The 19876-nt window shown below is 75.8% G+C and carries 3 protein-coding genes and 1 pseudogene; all 4 read left to right on the top strand.

Annotated elements, in window-relative coordinates; translation table 11 throughout:
* The first annotated feature begins 16 nt into the window (after nucleotides 1-16).
* Entirely contained in the window at nucleotides 17-649 is a 633-nt protein-coding gene (locus AC6JBM_RS18125; RefSeq protein WP_497984757.1) for an acyl carrier protein, read from the top strand.
* 54 nt (nucleotides 650-703) lie between these two features.
* On the top strand, nucleotides 704-5602 hold the full coding sequence (locus AC6JBM_RS18120; protein ID WP_497986484.1) for a type I polyketide synthase: 4899 nt from the start codon (nucleotides 704-706) through the stop codon (nucleotides 5600-5602).
* 49 nt (nucleotides 5603-5651) lie between these two features.
* On the top strand, nucleotides 5652-14984 hold the full coding sequence (locus AC6JBM_RS18115) for a type I polyketide synthase (protein ID WP_497984756.1): 9333 nt from the start codon (nucleotides 5652-5654) through the stop codon (nucleotides 14982-14984).
* 43 nt (nucleotides 14985-15027) lie between these two features.
* A pseudogene (locus AC6JBM_RS18110) lies at nucleotides 15028-19851 on the top strand (beta-ketoacyl synthase N-terminal-like domain-containing protein); the annotation flags it as partial.
* Nucleotides 19852-19876 lie beyond the last annotated feature (25 nt).

Here is a 19876-nt window from a genome sequence, read left to right as displayed (position 1 = left end):
CTAGGAAGGTTCAGCAATGAACGAGCAGCGTTCCCGGTCGTTCCTGTCCCGCATGGGGCAGCGCCTGCGAGGCACCGCGGACCCGGACCCGAGCCCGGAGGGCGACGCCGCGACCCGGTCGTCGGACACCGCGGCGCTCGCGCGCGAGCTGGCGGCCAAGCCCCCGGCGGAACAGGAACAGGTGCTGCTCGACACCGTCCGCGAGACCGTCGCGGAGCTGCTGGGGCTGGGTCCGGCCGACGCCGTCGCGCCCTACGCGCTCTTCGCCGAGCTCGGCGTCGACTCCCTTGTCGCCTTCGCCCTGCGGGCCCGCCTGACCGAGGTGACCGGCCTGCGCCTGTCGGCGACGCTGGTCTTCGACTACCCGACCCCGGCCGCCGTCGCCGCGTTCCTGCGCGGCGAACTGGCCGAGGGCGCCACCCCGTCGCTGCAGCCCCTCTTCGCCGAGCTCGACGTGCTCGAGGGGATGTTCGCGGTCGCCGTGCTCGACGCCGAGTCCCGGGCCCGGGCCCAGCGGCGCCTGCAGGAGCTGCTGAGCGGCATCAGCGAGACCCCGCCGGAGCACGCCGAGCAGAGCCGGCCCGACCTGGCCAAGGCGAGCGACGACGAGGTCTTCGACTTCATCGGCAAGGAATTCGGAATTCATTGAGATGGGTGGCAGCAGATGAGTGACGACGACAAGCTTCGGTACTTCCTCAAACGAGTGACGGCCGACCTGCACGACAGCCGCCGTCAGCTGCGGGCCGCCGAGGCCAAGCAGCACGAGCCCATCGCGATCGTGTCCATGAGCTGCCGCTTCCCCGGCGGTGTCACCACCCCCGAGGAGCTGTGGGACGTCGTGGCCGACGGCCGCGACGCCCTCGGCGAGTTCCCCGACTACCGCGGCTGGGACCTCGAGGCGCTCTACGACCCCGACCCCGACAAGCCCGGCAAGAGCTACACGCGCGTCGGCGGGTTCGTCGACGGCGCGGGCGGCTTCGACGCGTCGTTCTTCGGCATCAGCCCGCGCGAGGCGATGGCCATGGACCCGCAGCAGCGCTTGCTGCTCGAGACCTCGTGGGAGGCGTTCGAGCGGGCCGGGATCGCGCCGAGCTCCGTGCGCGGCACCCAGACCGGCGTCTTCGTCGGCATGGCGACCGGCAACTACGGCCTCGGCGTCAACTCCATGCCCGAGGGCGTCGACATGTACGTCGGCACCGGCAACACCACGAGCGTCGCCTCCGGCCGCATCGCCTTCACGCTCAACCTCAACGGGCCCGCCGTCACCGTCGACACCGCCTGCTCCTCGTCGCTCGTCGCCCTGCACTGGGCCTGCCAGTCGCTGCGGCAGGGCGAGTCCGACCTGGCCCTCGCCGGCGGCGTCACCGTCATGTCGACGCCGGGCGTGTTCATCGTCTTCTCCCGCCAGCGCGGCATGTCCGTCGACGGCCGCTGCCGGGCGTTCGCGGCCGGCGCCGAGGGCACCGGCTGGGGCGAGGGCGTCGGCATGCTGCTGCTGGAGCGGCTCTCCGACGCCCGCCGCAACGGCCACCCGGTCCTCGCCGTCATCCGCGGCTCCGCCCTGAACCAGGACGGCGCCAGCAACGGCCTCACCGCGCCGAACGGCCCGGCCCAGCAGCGGGTCATCCAGGCCGCGCTGGCCAACGCCCGGCTGTCCCCGGCCGAGGTCGACGTCGTCGAGGCCCACGGCACCGGCACCACCCTCGGCGACCCGATCGAGGCCCAGGCGCTGATCGCCACCTACGGGCAGGACCGCCCCGCCGGCGCGCCGCTCTGGCTGGGCTCCATCAAGTCCAACATCGGCCACACCCAGGCCGCCGCGGGCGTCGCCGGGGTCATCAAGATGGTGAAGGCGATCGAGCACGGCGTGCTGCCCAAGACGCTGCACATCGACGCGCCCACCCCGCACGTGGACTGGTCCGCGGGCGCGGTGGAGCTGCTGACCGAGGCCCGGCCGTGGCCCGAGGCCGAGCGCCCGCGCCGCGCCGCCGTCTCCTCGTTCGGCGTCAGCGGCACCAACGCCCACGTCATCATCGAGCAGCCCACCGCCGAGGAGACCGAGCCGGCGGCCGAGCCCGAGGCCGCCCCGGCCCCGGCCGAGCCGCTGGTCGCCGGGCCGGTGGTGTGGCCGCTGTCGGGCCGCTCGGCCGGCGCCGTGCCGGAGCAGGCCGCCCGGCTCGCCGCGTTCGTGCGCGCCAACCCGGACGTGCGCGTCGAGGACATCGCGTGGTCGCTGGTCGCGGCCCGCTCGACGTTCGAGCACCGCGCCGCCGTCGTCGGCGCCGACCGCGACACCCTCGCCGACCGGCTCGACGCCGTCGCGGCCGGCGTCCCGGCGAGCGGCGCGGTGAGCGGGACCGCGACGTCCGGCGGCCGCCTGGTGTGGGTGTTCCCCGGCCAGGGCAGCCAGTCCGCCGGCATGGCCGCCGGGCTGCTGGGCACCTGCCCGGCGTTCGCCGACGCGATCGCCGAGTGCCAGACCGCCCTCGCCCCCTGGATCGAGCTCGACATCCCCGCGCTGCTCACCGGCGCCGACACCGCCTGGCTGGACCGGGTCGAGGTCGTGCAGCCGGTGCTGTTCGCCGTCGGCGTGGCCCTCGCCCGGGTCTGGCAGCGGGCGGGCGCGAAGCCGCACGCGGTCATCGGCCACTCCCAGGGCGAGATCGTGGCCGCGCACGTAGCCGGCATCCTCTCCCTCGACGACGCGGCCCGGGTCGTGGCGGTGCGGGCACAGGCGCTCAAGGCGCTCAAGGGCACCGGGACGATGGCCTCCGTCCCGCTGACGGCGGACGAGGTGCCGGACGATGTGGTGGTCGCGGCGGTCAACGGCCCGCGCTCGCTCGTCGTGGCCGGGCCGCCGGACGCGGTGCAACGCCTGGTGGACCGGGTCGAGGGCGCGAAGCTGATCCCGGTCGACTACGCCTCGCACCACCCGAGCGTGGAACAGGTCCGCGACCAGGTGCTCGCCGCCCTCGACGGCATCACGGTCCAGCCCGGCCACACGCCGATGATCTCGACGGTGGCCGGGGCGACGATGTCGGCCGGCTACTGGATGGACAACCTGCGCCAGCGGGTCGAGTTCGAGGCCGCCGTGCGGACCGCGCTCGAGTCCGGGCACCGCACGTTCGTCGAGATCTCCGCGCACCCGGTGCTCACCATGGCCCTCGCGCAGATCGCCGGCGGCGCGCACGTGCTGGACACCCTGCGCCGCGACGCCGACCAGCCGGAGCGGCTGCTGAGCAACCTCGCGCTGGCCCACAGCCTCGGCCACCCGGTCCGCTACGACGCGATCCTCGCGCCCGCCGCGACCGTCGACCTGCCGACGTACCCGTTCCAGCGCGAGCACTACTGGCTCGACGGCACCGGCCCGCTCGTGCCCGCGGCCACCGGCGAGACGGTGGGCGCGGACCCGTCGCAGCGCCGGTTCTGGGCCGCCGTCGACTCCGAGGACCTCACCCAGCTGGCCGAGGCCCTCACCGTCGACGACACCGACCTCATCGGCACCATCGACGCCCTGCGCCCGGCCCTGCCGGTGCTGCTCTCGTGGCGCAAGCAGCGCAGCCGCCAGGCCGTCATCGACAACTGGCGCTACCAGGACACCTGGAAGCCGCTCGCCGGCGCGAAGGCGGCCCCGCTGCCGGGCACCTGGCTGATCCTCACCCCCGAGGCCGAGGCGGCGACCGCGTGGGAGCCCGTCATCGCCGCGGTCGTGGCCGAGCACGGCGGCACCGCGGTGCCGATCCGGCTCAGCGCGGCCGAGCTGGAGCGCGACGGGCTGGCCAAGCGCCTGCTCGCCGTCGTGCAGCCCGAGACCGCCCCCGACGGCCCGCTGCCCGACGGCATGGTCGCCGGCGCGGACGTGACCGGGGTGCTGTCGCTGCTCGGCCTCGACGAGTCCGCCCACCCGCGGCACGCGTCGGTGCCGATCGGGCTGTCCGCGACCGTCGCGCTCGTGCAGGGCATGGGCGACGCCGGCCTGCGGGCCCCGCTGTGGAGCCTCACCAGCGGCGCGATCTCGACCGGTCTGATGGACAAGCTCCGCTCGCCCGAGCAGGCGATGGTCTGGGGCTTCGGCCGGGTCGCGGCGCTGGAGCACCCGGACCGCTGGGCCGGCCTGATCGATCTGCCCGAGGAGGCCGACGAGCGCACGGGCGACCTGCTCGCCGCGGCGCTCGGCGGGCGGGCCGAGGACCAGATCGCGGTCCGCGCCGCCGGGCTCTTCGCCCGCCGCCTGACCCGGGTCGCCCTCGGCGACAGCCTGCCGCAGATGCCCTGGCAGCCGTACGGCACCGCGCTGATCGTCGGCGGCACCGGCGCCCTCGGCAGCCACGCGGCCCGCTGGCTCGCCCGGCGCGGCGTCGAGCACCTGATCCTCGTGAGCCGCCGCGGCTCGACCGACCCGGACGCGCCCGCCCTGGAGGCCGAGCTGACCGAGCTCGGCGCCCGGGTCACGATCGTGGCCGGCGACGCCTCCGACCGGTCGCTGCTCGAAGGGCTGATCGAGGAGATCCCGCTGGAGTGCCCGCTGACGACCGTCGTGCACGCGGCGGCCACGCTGGACGACGCGCTCATCGCCGACCTCGGGCCGGAGCAGATGGAGCGGGTGCTGCGGGCCAAGGTCGACGTCGCCCGCCACCTGCACGAGCTGACGATGGACCTCGACGTGTCGGCGTTCATCCTCTTCTCGTCGTTCGCCGGCACGGTGGCCAGCTCGGGCGTCGGCAACTACGCGCCCAGCAACGCCTACCTCGACGGCCTGGCCCAGTACCGCCGCGGCCTCGGCCTGCCGGCACTGTCGATCGCCTGGGGCGCCTGGGACGGCGGCGGGATGGCCGAGGGCGACTTCGGCGACGTCCTGCGCCGCCACGGCGTGCGCGAGATGGCCCCGGAGTCGACGATCGCCGCGCTGGAGCAGGCGATGGACCACAGCGAGACGTTCCTGACCGTCGCCGACATCGACTGGGAGCGGTTCTACACGGCGTTCACCGCGACCCGGCCCGCGCCGCTGGTGGGGGACCTGCCCGACGTACGCAACCGTCAGCCCGTCGTCGTGGAGGCCGCCGGCACCGAGGAGCACGGCCCGCTCGCGGCCCGGCTCAGCGCCCTGCCGCCGGCCGAGCGGCCCCGGGCCGTGCTGCAGCTCGTCCTCGGCCAGGTCGCGTCGGTGCTGAACTACCCCTCCGCCGAGGCGATCGACGACAACCGGGCGTTCCGGGAGCTGGGCTTCGACTCCGTCACCGCGGTCGAGCTGCGCAACCGGCTCGGGGCGATGACGGGCGTACCGCTGCCCGTCACGCTGGTCTTCGACTACCCGACGCCGGCCACCCTCGCCGACTACGTCTACGCCGAGGTGGTCGTGGACGAGTCGGTCCTGCCCGAGGCCGTCCTGGCCGACCTGGACCGGCTCGCCGACGACCTGCCCGTGATCGCCGGCGACGAGCAGGCCCGGATGCGGGCCATGATGCGGCTCCAGGCGATGCTCACCAGCCTCGAGCAGGCCGGCGACGACACCGCCGCCGGCACCGACATCAGCGCCCGGCTGGCCCAGGCCAGCGACGAGGACCTCTTCGCCCTCGTCGACGGCGACCTCGGCGTCTCCTGACCGCCGGCCCCCGACGACCCGTACCGCATCACGAGGGAGCGCGACCCCGATGGCCAATGAGGACAAGCTCCGTGACTACCTGAAACGGGTCATGGCGGACCTGCACGTCACGCGCCAGCGACTCAGCGAGGTCGAGTCGCAGGCGCAGGAGCCCGTGGCGATCGTGGCCATGAGCTGCCGGTTCCCCGGCGGGGTCGACGCGCCCGAGGACCTGTGGGACCTGCTGGCCGGCGGCGGCGACGCCATCTCGCCGTTCCCGGCCGACCGGGGCTGGCCGCTGGAGTACCTCTACGACCCCGACCCGGACCGCGCGGGCACCTCCTACACCCGGGAGGGCGGCTTCGTGGCCGGCGTCGGGGACTTCGACGCCGGCATGTTCGGCATCAGCCCGCGCGAGGCCCTCGCCATGGACCCGCAGCAGCGGCTCCTGCTGGAGGCGGCCTGGGAGGCGTTCGAGCGGGCCGGGATCGACCCGTCGCGGCTGCGCGGCAGCCGGACCGGGGTCTTCGTCGGGACCAACGGGCAGGACTACGGGCCGCTGCTCATGATGGCCCCGGGCAGCAACGAGGGCCACCTCATGACCGGCAACGCGGCCGCGGTGGTCTCGGGGCGGCTGTCGTACACCCTCGGCCTGGAGGGCCCGTCGGTGTCGATCGACACCGCCTGCTCGTCGTCGCTGGTCGCCCTGCACTGGGCGATGCAGGCGCTGCGCTCCGGCGAGTGCGGCCTGGCCCTGGCCGGCGGTGTGACCGTGATGTCGACCCCGGGCCTGTTCCTCGCCTCCAGCCGGCAGCGGGCACTGTCGCCGGACGGCCGGTGCCGCTCCTTCGCGGCGTCGGCCGACGGGACCGGCTTCGCCGAGGGCGTCGGGCTGCTGCTCGTGGAGCGCCTCGCCGACGCCCGCCGCAACGGGCACCCGGTCCTCGCCGTCGTGCGGGGCAGCGCGGTCAACCAGGACGGCGCCTCGAACGGTCTCACGGCCCCGAACGGCCCCTCGCAGCAGCGGGTCATCCGGGCCGCGCTCACCAGCGCCGGCCTGTCGCCGGTGGACGTCGACGCCGTCGAGGCCCACGGCACCGGCACCACGCTCGGCGACCCGATCGAGGCGCAGGCGCTGCTGGCCACCTACGGCCAGGACCGTCCGGCCGGCCGGCCGCTGTGGCTCGGCTCGGTGAAGTCGAACATCGGCCACACCCAGGCGGCCGCGGGCGTCGCCGGGATCATCAAGATGGTCCTCGCGATGCGGCACGGGGTGCTGCCGAAGACGCTGCACGTGGACACGCCGACCCCGCACGTGGACTGGTCCGCGGGCGCCGTCGAGCTGCTGACCGAGCCGCGGCCCTGGCCCGCGGGGGAGCAGCCGCGCCGGGCCGGGGTCTCCTCGTTCGGGATCAGCGGCACCAATGCGCACGTGATCATCGAGGAGGCGGAGGTCGTACCGCCGCCGCCGGACGAGACCGCCGACGGCCCGGTGCCGGTGCTCCTGTCGGCCCGGACCGGCACCGCCCTGGCCACGGTGGCCCGGCGCTGGTCGCGGTGGCTGGCCGCGCACCCGGACGCCGACGTCGCCGGGCTCGGCCGCGCCTCCGCCGTGTCCCGCGCCGCCCTCGAGCACCGGGCCGTCGTCCTCGCCGCCGACCGCGACGAGCTGCTCGCCGGCCTCGACCGGGTCGCGGCCGGGACGGCACCCCTGACCGGGGTCGCCGGGGCCGGGCGCCGCATCGGGGTGCTCTTCTCCGGGCAGGGCGCGCAACGGGCCGGGATGGGCTCGCAGCTGTACGGCCGATACCCCGTCTACACCCGCGTCTACGACGAGGTCTGCGCCGCGTTCGACGGACTGCTGCCGGTGGCCCTCAAGCACGTCCCGCCGGGGCTCGCCGACGAGACGCAGTACGCCCAGGCCGGGCTCTTCGCCATCGAGGTGGCCCTGTTCGAGCAGCTCCGAGCGTGGGGGCTGCGGCCCGAGGTGGTCGGCGGCCACTCCATCGGCGAGCTGGTCGCGGCCCACGTCGCCGGCGTCTGGTCGCTGCCCGACGCGTGCGCGGTCGTCGCCGCGCGCGGCCGGCTGATGCAGGCCCTCCCGCCGGGCGGCGCGATGCTCGCCGTCAACTGCGACGAGGCCACCGCCCGCGGCCTGCTCACCGAGGGCGTCTGCATCGCGGCCGTCAACGGCCCCCGCTCGGTGGTGCTCGCCGGCCCGGCCGCGGCGATCGACGCCATCGACACCGAGGGATTACGGACCAACCGGCTGCGGGTGTCGCACGCCTTCCACTCGGCGCTCATGGACCCGATGCTGGACGAGTTCCGCGCGGCGCTCGAGGGCGTCACCTTCCACCCGCCCCGGCTCCAGGTCGTCTCCAACGTGCGCGGCGAGCTGATCACGGAGTTCGACGCCGAGTACTTCGTGCGGCACGTGCGCGACACCGTGCGGTTCGCCGACGGGCTCGCCGCCCTGCGCGCGCACGGCATCGACACCCTCGTCGAGGTCGGCCCCGACGCCGCCCTCGCCCCCCACCTGCACGCGAGCGCCGACGGGGCCGTCGTCGTGCCCACCCTGCGCCGCGACCGGCCCGAGCCCGGGGCGCTGCTCACCGCGCTCGCCGAGCTGCACGTCGCCGGCGCCGCCCTCGACTGGGCCGCGTTCCACCCCGGCCCGCCCCGCCACGCCGATCTGCCCACGTACCCGTTCCAGCGCGTCCGCTACTGGCCCGCGTTCCCCGAGCCCGGCGAGGCCCCGGCCCCGGCCGGCGAGACCGACGCGTTCTGGGCCGCCGTCGACGACGAAGACCTCACCGCGCTGACCGAGCTCACCGGTGCTCCCCGCGAGGACGCCGCGGCCGCGCTGCCGGTCCTCGCGGCCTGGCGGCGGCAGCAGCGCGAGCAGTCGGCCGCGGACGGGTGGCGCTACCGCATCGACTGGGAACCCCTGACCGACCGCCCGGAGCCCGTCCTCGCCGGCCACTGGCTCGTGCTCGCCCCCAAGGGCGGCGCCGACCACGACCCGATCGCCGAGGCGCTGCGCACGGCCGGCGCCGAGGTCGTCACCGCCGAGGTCGACCTCGCCGGCGCGAGCCGTGAGCAGCTCATCGACGAGCTCTGGGCCGCGCTGACCCGGCCCGCGCCCGGCGCTCACACCGGCGCGCTGATCGGCGGCGTGCGGGGCGTGCTGTCGCTGCTCGCCCTCGACGACCGCCCCGACCCGCTGCACCCCGGCGCCCCGCTCGCCCTGGCCGGCACCGCGGCCCTCGTGCAGGCCCTCGGCGACCTCGGGCTCGACGCGCCGCTGTGGTGCGCGACCCGCGGCGCGGTCCGCACCGGCGCCGCCGACCGGCCCGCCGACCCGGTGCAGGCCGCCGTCTGGGGCCTCGGCCGCGTCGTCGCCCTCGAGCACCCCGACCGCTGGGGCGGCCTGATCGACCTCCCCGACCGGCTCGACCGGGCCGCCGCCGGGCGCCTCGTCGCGGCCGTCACCGACCCCGACGGCGAGGACCAGGTCGCCGTCCGCGGCTCCGGCCGCCTCGCCCGCCGCCTGCACCACGCGCGGCCCGGCAAGGCCGGCGACGCCGACGGCTGGAAGCTCTCCGGCACCGCCCTCGTCACCGGTGGCACCGGCGGCCTCGGCCGGCACGTCGCCCGCTGGCTCGCCGAGTCCGGCGCCGAGCACATCATCCTGGCCAGCCGGCGCGGGCCCGAAGCCCCCGGCGCCGCCGACCTCGCCGACGAGCTAGCCGCCGACGGGGTCCGGGTCAGCCTGGCCGCCTGCGACGTCACCGACCGCGACGCGCTGGCCGCCCTCATCGCCGGCGTCCCGGACGAGCTGCCGCTCACCGCGGTCGTGCACACCGCGGCCGTCCTCGACGACGGCATCGTCGACGCGCTCACCGCCCCGCGGCTCGAACGGATCCTGGCCGCCAAGGCGCTCGCCGCGGCCCACCTCGACGAGCTCACCCGCGACCTGCCGCTGCGCGCGTTCGTGCTCTTCTCCTCCTTCGCCGGCGTCGCGGGCAATGCCGGCCAGGCCGGCTACGCGGCCGCGAACGCCTACCTCGACGCCCTCGCCGAGCGGCGCCGGGCCCGCGGCCTCGCCGCGACCTCGGTCGCCTGGGGCGCCTGGAGCGGCGACGGCATGCCGGCCCAGAACGACCGCACCCGCGAGCGGATGCGCCGGGGCGGCGTCACCCCCATGCCGCCGCGCCTCGCCCTGGAGGCGCTGACCGGCGCCCTGCTCCGCGACGAGACCGCGCCGATCGTCATCGACCTCGACTGGGACCGGTTCGCCGGCGCCTTCACCGGGCTGCGGCCGAGCCCGTTCATCGGCGCGCTGCCCGAGGTCCGGCGCCTGCGCCAGACGCTGGCCGCCGACCCCGAGCCCGCGGCCGCCCCCGGCGACGGGCTGGCGGCCCTGGCGCCGGCCGAGCGGGCCGCGGCGCTGCTGGAGCTCGTGCGGTCGGCCGCGGCCGCCGTGCTCGGCTACGCCGGCGAGCAGGACGTGCCCGCCGACCGGCCCCTGCGCGACCTCGGCCTCGACTCGCTCACCGCGATCGACCTGCGCAACGTGCTGGCCACCGCGACCGGGCTCACGCTGCCCACCACGCTGGCGTTCGACTACCCGGCCCCGGTGCTGCTCGCCGCCCACCTCGACGCGCTCCTCGGCGGCTCCGCGGCCGAGATCGTGGTCGCGGCCCGCCCGGCGGGCCCGGCCGACGAGGCCATCGCGATCGTCGCGATGAGCTGCCGCTTCCCCGGCAGCGGCTCGCCCGAGGAGCTGTGGCAGATGCTGGCCGCGGGCCGCGACGGGATCACCGAGTTCCCCGGCGACCGGAACTGGCCGATCGAGCAGCTGTACCACAGCGACCCCGACCACGCCGGCACCAGCTACGTGCGCCACGGCGGCTTCCTCGCCGGCGTCGCCGACTTCGACCCCGGCTTCTTCGGCATCAGCCCGCGCGAGGCGGTCGCGATGGACCCGCAGCAGCGGCTCCTGCTCGAGTCCGCGTGGGAGGCGTTCGAGCGGGCCGGGCTCGACCCGCACGCCTTACGCGGCAGCCCGACCGGCGTCTTCGTCGGCACCAACCACCAGGACTACGCCGCCCTCATGTACGGCAGCGACAACGCCGAGGGCCACCTGCTCACCGGCAACGCGGGCAGCGTGCTGTCCGGTCGCGTCTCCTACACGTTCGGCCTCGAAGGCCCCGCGGTCTCCGTCGACACCGCCTGCTCGTCCTCGCTCGTGGCCCTGCACCTGGCGGCCCAGGCGCTGCGGCGCGGCGAGTGCGACCTGGCGCTGGCCGGCGGCGTGACGGTGATGTCGACGCCGGGCGTGTTCGTCGGCTTCTCCCGCCAGCGCGGCCTCGCCGTCGACGGCCGCTGCAAGGCCTTCGCGGCCGGCGCGGACGGCACCGGCTGGGGCGAAGGCGTCGGCATCCTGCTCGTCGAGCGCCTGGCCGACGCGCGGCGCAACGGCCACTCCGTCCTCGCGGTGCTCGCGGGCTCGGCGGTGAACCAGGACGGCGCCTCGAACGGTCTGACGGCCCCGAACGGTCCCTCGCAGCAGCGGGTCATCCGCCAGGCCCTCGCCGACGCCGGACTGGCACCGTCCGATGTGGACGTGGTCGAGGCGCACGGCACGGGTACGACGCTCGGCGACCCGATCGAGGCCCAGGCGCTGCTGGCGACCTACGGCCAGGACCGGGGCGAGCCGCTGCTGCTGGGCTCGATCAAGTCGAACATCGGCCACACCCAGGCCGCCGCGGGCGTCGCGGGCGTGATCAAGATGATTCTCGCCATGCGGGCGGGCGTCGTGCCGCCGACCCTGCACGTCGACACCCCGACCCCCCACGTGGACTGGTCGGCCGGGAAGGTAGAGCTGGCGACCGAGGCCCGTCCGTGGCCGGCGACCGATCGGCCCCGCCGGGCCGCGGTGTCGTCGTTCGGCATCAGCGGCACCAACGCCCACGTGATCCTCGCCCAGCCCGACGAGACGCCCGGCGAGACTTCACAGACGAGCGGCCTGGTCGTGGGGCCGGTGGTCTGGCCGATCTCGGGCCGTTCGGCGGCGGCGGTCGCCGAGCAGGCGGCCCGGCTCGCGGCCGTCGCCCACACCGCGCCCGCCGAGCAGATCGCGTGGTCCCTCGCGACGACCCGGGCGGTGTTCGAGCACCGTGCGGCCGCCGTGGGGCGGACCACCGAGGAGCTCGTCGCGAGCCTGAACGACCTGGCGATCACGGGCGTGGCGGGCACCGGCGGCCGGATGGTGTGGGTGTTCCCCGGCCAGGGCAGCCAGTCGGCGGGCATGGCGGCGGGGCTGTTCTCCTCGTGCCCGGTGTTCGCGGACGCCATCGTGGAGTGCCAGCTGGCGCTCGCGCCGTGGCTGGACGTGGACATCGCGGGTCTGCTGACGGGTGATGACACGGGTTGGCTGGATCGGGTCGAGGTCGTGCAGCCGGTGCTGTTCGCCGTCGGCGTGGCCCTGGCCCGGGTCTGGCAGCGCGCGGGTGTGAAGCCGCACGCCGTGATCGGCCACTCGCAGGGCGAGATCGCGGCGGCGCACGTGGCCGGGATCCTGTCGCTGGACGATGCGGCCCGGGTGGTGGCGGTGCGGGCGAGGGCGTTGAAGGCGCTCAAGGGCACGGGCACGATGGCCTCGGTCCCGCTCTCCGCGGACGAGGTCACGCCGCTGCTGCCCGATGGCGTGGTCGTCGCGGCCGTCAACGGTCCCCGGACGGTCGTCGTGGCCGGGCCGGTGGGCGCGGTCGAGGATCTGGTGTCGCGGGTGGAGCGGGCGAGGCTCATCTCCGTCGACTACGCCTCGCACCACCCGAGCGTCGAGCAGGTTCGTGACCAGGTGCTCGCGGATCTGGCCGGGATCACGATCCAGCCCGGGCACACGGCCATGATCTCGACCGTCGCCGGGGCCGCGATGTCGGCCGAGTACTGGATGGACAACCTGCGCCAGCGGGTCGAGTTCGAGGCCGCGGTGCGGACCGCGCTGGACACCGGGCACCGCACGTTCGTCGAGATCTCCGCGCACCCGGTGCTCACCATGGCCCTCGCCCAGATCGCCGACGACGCCCACATCCTCGACACCCTGCGCCGCGACGCCGACCAGCCCACCCGGCTGCTGGCCAACCTCGCGCAGGCGCACGCGCTCGGGCACCCCGTCACCTTCGAGACCGTCCTGGCGCGCACGGCGGCCGTGGACCTGCCGACGTACGCGTTCCAGCACCAGCGGTTCTGGCCCCAGCCGCCGCAGTGGCCGGCCTCAGAGCCGGCGCCGGAGCACGAGACCGAGCACGAGTTCTGGGCGGCCGTCGAGCGCGAGGACCTCGGCTCGCTCACCGAGACCCTCGACGTCGACGCCGACGGGTCGCTGCGCACGTTCCTGCCCGCCCTGGCCGCCTGGCGTCGCCGGCGCCGGGAACAGGGCCGCCTCGATGCCGCCCGCTACCGGGTGGCCTGGACGCCCGTGGCCGCGGCCGGGGAGCCGGCGACGGGCACCTGGCTGCTCGCTGTCCCGCCCGGCGCCGACCCCGAGCTGGTCGCGCAGTGCTCGGCGGCGGTCGGAGGCGTGACGGTACACCTGGAGATGGACGGAACCGAGGAGGAGACGGCGGAGGTCGTCGCCCGGCTCCGGGACGGGTTCGAGGCGCCGGCCGGCGTGCTGTCCCTGCTCGCCCTCGACGACCGCGACCGCGATGACTTCCCGGTGCTCGGCCGCGGCGTGGCCGGCAACCTGCTGCTCCTGCAGGCGCTCGCCGAGCTCGACTGGGCGGCGCCGGTGTGGTGGCTCACCCGCGGCGCCGTGTCGGTCGACGCCGGCGACGCCCTCGCCGCGCCCCGGCCGGCGATGCTGTGGGGCCTCGGCCGCACCGCGGCGCTCGAACATCCGCAGCGCTGGGGCGGGCTCGTCGACCTGCCCGCCGAGCTCGGGTCCGCGGGCGTGGACCGGCTCGGGCGGGTGCTGGGCGGCGGTACGGGCGAGGACCAGGTCGCGATCCGGGCCGCCGGCGTGTTCGGCCGCCGCCTCGTCGCCTGCGGACCGTCCGACGGCCCGGCCCCGGGCACCGCGTGGCGGCCCACCGGCACCGCGCTCGTCACCGGCGGCACCGGCGCGCTCGGCGGGCACGTCGCCCGCTGGCTGGCCGGCGCCGGCGCCGAGCGGATCGTGCTCACCAGCCGCAGCGGGTGGGAGGCCCCCGGCTCCGGGGAGCTCGCCGCCGAGCTGCGCGCGCTCGGCGCCGAGGTCGTCGTCGCCGCCTGCGACGTCGCCGACCGGGCCGAGCTGGCCGCGGTCCTGGCCGAGACCGCGGCGACCGGCTCGCCGGTGCGCACGGTCGTGCACTGCGCCGGCGTCAGCGAGGTGATCCCGGTCCGTGACATGGACCTCGCCGATCTCGCCGACCTGGTCGGGGCCAAGGCGGCGGGCGCGGCGAACCTCGACGCGCTGCTCGGCGACGCCGACCTCGACGCGTTCGTGCTGTTCTCCTCCGTCGCCGGCGTCTGGGGCGGCGGCGGCCAGGGCGCCTACGCGGCCGGCAACGCCTACCTGGACGCGCTCGCCGAGCGCCGCCGGGCCCAGGGCCGCCCGGCCACCGCGGTCGCCTGGGGCGCCTGGACCGAGTCGGGCATGTTCGCCGACGGCGCCCAGGACCAGCTGCGCCGCCTTGGCCTCGACGGCATGGAGCCGGCCACCGCGATCGCCGGGCTGCAGCGCGCCCTCGACCTCGCCGACACCACCGTGACCGTCGCCGACGTCGACTGGGCCGTGTTCCACCCCCGGTTCACCGTCACCCGGCCCAGCGCCCTCTTCGGCGAGCTGGCGGCCGTGCGGGCGCTCGAGGCCGCGGACGAGGCCGTCGAGGACACGGCCGACGCCGCCGCCGACTGGCTCGCCCGGACGAGCGCGCTCAACGCCGCCGCCCGTCGCCGGGCCCTCGTCGAGCTCGTCCGCGAGCACGCGGCGAGGGCGCTCGGGCACCCGTCGCCGGACGCGATCGAGGTCGGCCGCGGCTTCCTCGACCTCGGCTTCGACTCGCTCACCGCCGTGGACCTGCGCAACGCCCTGAGCCGCGCCACCGGACGGAAGCTGCCGACGACGCTCGTCTTCGACCACCCGACGACGGACGCGCTCGCCGACCACCTCGCCGGGCTGCTGTTCGACGCCGAGGGGCCGGACGAGTCGGGCGAGGACGCGGAGCTGCGGCGGGCCCTGGCCGCCATCCCGCTCGCCCGGCTGCGCGAGTCCGGCCTGCTCGACCCGCTGCTGCGCCTGGCCGCCGGCGATGAGCCCGCCGCGGCGCTCGCGTCGGAGGCGCCCACTTCGATCCAGGAGCTCGACGTCGAGAGCCTCGTCCGGCTCGCGATGGACGGATCCGACTCGTGACCCCGAGGAGCCGGCGATGAGCGTATCGATGGACAACGTCGTCGAGGCGCTGCGGACGGCGCTGGTCGACAACCAGCGGCTCAAGCAGCAGAACCAGCGCCTCGCGGCGGTCACCGGCGAGCCGATCGCGATCATCGGGATGAGCTGCCGGTTCCCGGGCGGCATCGCCTCGGCCGAGGACCTGTGGGACCTCGTCGCGGCCGGCCGCGACGCCATCGCGCCGTTCCCCGACGACCGCGGCTGGGACCTCGACGCCCTCTACAGCCCGGACCCCGACCGCAGCGGCGCCTCGTACGCCCGCGAGGGCGGCTTCCTGCGCGGCGTCGGCGAGTTCGACCCCGGCTTCTTCGGCATCAGCCCGCGCGAGGCCCTCGCCATGGACCCGCAGCAGCGGCTGCTCCTGGAACTGTCGTGGGAGGCGATCGAGCGGGCCGGCATCGACCCGTCCTCGCTGCGCGGCACCCGCACCGGCGTCTACGCGGCCACGAGCGGCCAGGACTACACGGCCCTGCTCGCCGCGACCGCCACGCCGGTCGACGGCTACCTCGGCACCGGCAACTCGGCCTCCGTCGCCAGCGGCCGCATCTCCTACACGCTCGGCCTGGAGGGCCCGGCGATCAGCATCGACACGGGCTGCTCCTCGTCGCTCGTCGCGCTGCACCTGGCCGCCCAGGCCCTCCGCCACGGCGAGTGCACCCTGGCCCTCGTCGGCGGGGTGTGCGTGATGTCGACCCCGGCCGCGTTCGTCGAGTTCTCCCGCCAGCGCGGCCTCGCCGTCGACGGCCGCTGCAAGTCCTTCGCCGCGGCGGCCGACGGCACCGGCTGGGCCGAGGGCGCCGGGCTGCTGCTCGTCGAGCGGCTCAGCGACGCCCGCCGCAACGGCCACCCCGTGCTCGGCGTCGTCCGGGCCACCGCCGTGAACCAGGACGGCGCCAGCAGCGGGCTCACCGCGCCCAACGGCCCGTCGCAGCAGCGCGTCATCCGGGCCGCACTCGACGGGGCCGGGCTGGGATCGTCCGACGTGGACGTCGTGGAGGGCCACGGCACCGGCACGCGGCTCGGCGACCCGATCGAGGCCCAGGCGCTGCTGGCCACCTACGGCCGCGACCGCGAGCCGGGCCGGCCGCTGCTGCTCGGCTCGGTGAAGTCGAACATCGGCCACTCACAGGCGGCCGCGGGCGCCGCGGGCATCATCAAGATGGTCATGGCGATGCGGCACGGCCTGGTCCCGGCGACCCTGCACGTCGACGAGCCCACCCCGCAGGTCGACTGGGCGGGCGGCGCGGTCGAGCTGGTGACCGCCGCGCGCCCGTGGCCCGCGGCCGACCGTCCGCGGCGGGCGGGCGTGTCGTCGTTCGGCATCAGCGGCACGAACGCCCACGTGATCCTCGAGTCGGTGGAGGAGCCGGCCGCCGTACCCGCCGCCGATGCCGGCCTGCCGGTGGCGTGGACGGTGTCGGCCCGCTCCGAGGAGAGCCTGACCCGGCAGACGGCCCGGCTGCGGGACTGGCCGGGGTCGCCGCTGGACATCGGCTACTCGCTGGCGGCGACGCGGGCGGGCCTCGAACACCGGGCCGTGCTCATGGGCGAGCAGACCGTGCGCGGGTCGGTGACCCGGGGCGGACTGGCCGTGCTGTTCCCCGGCCAGGGCTCGCAGCGGCTCGGGATGGGCGAGGAGCTGTCCGCGGTCCATCCGCGCTTCCGGGAGGTGTACGAAGAGGTCCGCGCCCTGCTCCCGGAGCCGTCCGGTTCCGTGGACGAGACGCGGAATGCGCAGGCGGGCCTCTTCGCCATCGAGGTCGCCTTGTTCGAGCAGTTGCACGACTGGGGCCTGAAGCCCGACTTCCTGGCCGGGCACTCGGTCGGCGAGCTGTCGGCCGCGTATTGCGCCGGGGTGTTGAGTCTTGCGGACGCGGTCAAGGTTGTCGAGGCTCGCGGCCGGCTGATGGGTGAGCTGCCGCCGGGCGGCGGGATGCTCGCGGTCGGGGCGCCGGTGGACGTGGTGCCCGAGGGTGTGTCGGTGGCGGCGATCAACGGGCCGTCATCGGTGGTGCTGTCGGGTCCGGTCGAGGTGCTGGACGCGCTGGTGCTTCCGGGGGTGCGCACGACGCGGTTGCGGGTGTCGCATGCGTTCCATTCGCCGCTCATGGAGCCGATGACGGCCGCGTTCGCCGAGGTGCTGCGGTCGGTGGAGTGGCGGCCGGCGCGGATTCCGATTGTGTCGAACGTGACCGGTGAGTTGATGACCGAGTTCGACGCCGACTATTGGGTCCGGCATGTGCTGGCGACGGTGCGGTTCCACCCGACGCTGCGATATCTGCACCGGGAGGGCGTGCGGACGTTCCTCGAAGTCGGGCCGGGCAGCGCGCTCAGCGTCCTCGGGCCCGACTGCGTCGAGGACGCCGCGTTCATCCCGCTCCTGCGCTCCGGCCAGCCCGAGCCGCAGGCCCTGCTGACCGGCCTCGCCCAGGCCCACGTGCGCGGAACCGGCATCGACTTCGCCGCCTACCACCGCGGCGGGACGGCCGTGCCGCTGCCGACGTACGCGTTCGACCGGCAGCGCTACTGGCCCGACTTCATCCGCCGCGCCGACCCCGCCGCCTGGCTCTACCGCACCGGCTGGGAGCGCCTGCCCGACGCCGAACCGCCCGTGCTGCACGGCACCTGGCTGCTCGCCGTGCCACCCGCCGACGCCGACGAGTGGACCGCCGCCCTGCGCAAGGCCGGCGCCGACCCGCGCCCGCTCGCTGAGGGCACCGACGGCCCCGTTTCGGGCATCATCTGCGCGACCGGGCTGCGCGACGCGCTCGACCTCCTGCACCGGCCGGACCTCGACGCTCCACTGTGGTGCGTGACCCGCGACGACCCGATCCTGTGGGGCGTCGGGCGGGTCGCCGCCCTCGAACAACCCGCCCGGTGGGGCGGCCTGATCGAGATTCCCGCCGAGGGGCCGCCGCCGCTGGAGGCCGTCTGTTCCGTGCTCGCCGGTGAGCACGGCGAGGACCAGGTCGCCGTCCGCCCCGACGGCGTCTACGGACGCCGCCTGCGCCGCGCCACCGTGGCCACCACCGCCCCCGAGGGGGCCGTGACATCCGATAAGACACCCCGCACCGTCCTGCTGGCCGGCGCGGCCGCCGAACGCATCCCGCACGTCACCCGCTGGCTGACCGCGAACGGCGTCGAGCGCGTCATCACCGAGGCCGGCCCGGACGACGTCGTCGACGGCGTGGTGTACCTCGGCGGCGCGACGAGCACCCCGAGCCCGATCGGCCCGGACCTCGCCCGCGCCATCGAGGACGAGACGAGGACCCTGCGGGAGCTCGCCGACACCTACGGCGACACGCCTCTCGACCTGTTCGTCACGTTCGGCTCCACCGCCGCGACCTGGGGCAGCGGCGGCTTCGCGGTCGCCGCCGCCGCGGGCGCCTACGCCGAGGCCGTCGTCGAGCGCCGCCGCGCCAAGGGCCTGAGCGGGCTCGCCGTCGCCTGGGTGCCGTGGGCGCAGCCGGGCGACGACGACTCGCTGCTGCGCCGCGGCCTGCGCCCCCTCGCCGCCGAGCCCGCGCTCGCCGCGCTCGGCCTCGCGCTCGCCGGCGACGAGGTCAGCGTCGCGGTCGCCGACGCCGACTGGCCCCGCTTCGCCGCCGTCTTCACCGCCGCCCGCCCGAGCGCCCTGCTGCGGGACCTGGTCGAGCCCGAGCCCGCGCCGGTGCCGGAGCCGGTCGAGGCCGACCTGCGCCCGCGGCTGCTCGCCGCCTCCGCCGACGAGCGCTACGACATCCTGCTCCGGCTCGTCGGCGAGCAGGCCGCCGAGGTGCTCGGCTTCGACGGCACGGGCCGGCTCGACCTCGACCGCGAGTTCCTCGAGCTCGGCTTCGACTCGCTGACCGCCCTCGAACTGCGCAACGCCCTGCGCCGCCGGCTCGGCCTCGAACTGTCCGCCACCCTGCTCTTCGACCACCCCCGGCCCGACCTGCTCGCCCGGCACCTCGCCGCGAGCCTCGGCGGCGAGGACGACGCGGGCGAGACGGCCGCCGAGCGCCCCGGCGGCATCCTCGGCTGGCTGCTGACGTACACCGAGTCCGTGGGCCGGGCCGCCGACTACACCGAGCTGCTCGTGCGGCTGGCCCAGTTCCGGCCGAGCTTCCGCGACGCCGCCACCCTGGCCGCCCCGCCCGCCGCCGTCCGGCTCGCCCGCGGCGGGGACGCGCCCGCGCTCATCTGCTGCTGCACCATGTCGATGATGTCGGGGGCGCACGAGTACGCCCGCCTCGCCGCCGGGTTCCGCGGCCGCCGCGACGTCTACGCGCTGCCGAACCCGGGCTTCGGGGTGGACGAGCCGCTCCCGGCCGACCTCGACACGCTCATCGCCACGCACGTCGCGACGATCCTGCGCACCGTCGGCGACGCCCCGTTCGTGCTGGCCGGCCACTCGGGCGGCTCGCAGGTCGCCAACGTGCTCGCGCACGCCCTCGACGCCCGGGGCCGCTCGCCCGAGGCGGTCGTGCTCATGGACAGCTACGCGATGGGCAGCGAGGTACTGGGGGAGTGGGTGCCGGAGCTGCTCGACGGCCTCACCGAGCGCACCGTCGCCTACACCCCGATGGACGACTTCCGCACCACCGCTTGGGCCGCGTACCTGCCGTTCTTCGCCGAGTGGAAGGCGCTGCCGATGGCGGCCCCCACACTGCTCGTCCGGGCCGGCGAACCCCTCGGGGAGTGGTCCGGACCTGGCGACTGGCGCTCCTCATGGTCAATGCCCCACGATGTACTCGACACTCCGGGCAATCACTTCACCATGGTCGGAGACCACGCCGACGCCCTCGCCCGCAACGTACAAATCTGGCTGGAGGACCGATCGTGTTGAGCGTTTCAGCGAGCTGGCCCGGAGG

The organism is Dactylosporangium thailandense, assembly GCF_059739745.1.
The sequence above is the reverse complement of the archived record's forward strand: the minus strand, read 5'-3'. Positions and strand labels throughout refer to the sequence as shown.